We start from the raw sequence: 1288 nt of genomic DNA, 5'->3' as shown, positions 1-1288 counted from the left end.
GGGGACTATCTCGCTAACGGTGTTTCCGGCGTTGGGTGATCAGTAGGTTTGAGCGTCGGGCCAACGGTCAGCGAAGGTAATCGCGAAGGCATTGACCGCTGGTTTCCAGCGTTGGGTCCATCGTGCCCTGCCTTGGCCGGTGGGGTCCAGCGAGCGAGTCACCAGATACAAGCATTTCAAGGCGGCTTGCTCGGTCGGGAAATGCCCACGCGCCTTGATCGCACGCCGGTAACGCGCGTTCAACGACTCGATCGCATTCGTCGAACAGATCACCCGCCGGATCTCGATGTCGTAGTCCAGGAACGGAATGAACTCCTCCCACGCGTTCTCCCAAAGCCGCACTATCGCAGCATATTTCGCACCCCACTTCTCAATGAGGGCATCGAGTGAGACACGAGCGGCCCCGGCGTTGACAGCGGTGTAGATCGGTTTCACATCACGACGCAAACCGTCCCAATCCTTGCGGGAAGCGAGCCGGAAGGTGTTACGGATCAAATGAATGATGCAGGTCTGCACGATCGCCAGCGGCCACACGTTCCCGACCACCTCAGGCAACCCTTTCAACCCGTCACAGACCAGGAAGAACACATCCTTCACACCGCGGTTACGGACCTCGGTCAACACGCTCATCCAGAACTTCGCGCCCTCACCACCAGAACCTGCCCACAACCCGAGGATGTCTTTCTCACCGGTCACACTGACACCGATCGCGGCGTAGACGGGCCGGTTCGCGACCTGGCCGTCACGAACCTTCACCACGATGGCATCGATGAAGATCGCCGCGTAGACCGCATCGAGGGGCCGGTTGGCCCATTCGGTCATCTCGGCGATCACTTTGTCGGTGATACGAGAGACCGTTTCCTTCGACACCGACGCCCCATAGATCTCAGCGAAATGCGCTGAAATCTCGCCCGTGGTAAGACCTTTGGCATACAACGACAACACGATCTCATCGACACCGCTCAACCGTCGCTGCCGCTTTTTCACGATCTGCGGCTCGAAGCTCCCCTCCCGATCACGGGGCACCTCGATCTGCACCTGACCGGTCGCCTCGGTCAACACCGTCTTGGACCGAGTCCCGTTGCGCACATTGGCTGATTCCCGACCATCCGGGGCCTGGTTCGGTTCGAACCCGAGATGCTCGGTCATCTCCTCGTTCAACGCCGTCTCCAAGACGGTCTTGGTGAACTGTTTGAGCAGCCCGTCGGGCCCGGTCAGCGACAACCCCTGCGCCTTGGCCATCCGCACCAACTCTTGGGCGGCCAGGGCTTCAGCCGAAGCCTCGGGC

At 60.4% G+C, this 1288-nt stretch carries 1 protein-coding gene; it reads right to left on the bottom strand.

Annotation, left to right across the window (positions count from 1 at the left end):
* Positions 1-39: 39 nt before the first annotated feature.
* Positions 40-1266: an IS256 family transposase gene (locus ACIBCN_RS44540; RefSeq protein ID WP_396998943.1), complete on the bottom strand. Its 1227-nt coding sequence runs from the start codon at positions 1264-1266 to the stop codon at positions 40-42.
* Between the last annotated feature and the right edge of the window lie 22 nt (positions 1267-1288).

It is taken from the genome of Nocardia sp. NPDC051052 (assembly GCF_044456045.1).
Classification (GTDB): Bacteria; Actinomycetota; Actinomycetes; order Mycobacteriales; family Mycobacteriaceae; genus Nocardia.
This window is presented reverse-complemented; position numbering and strand designations above follow the sequence as displayed.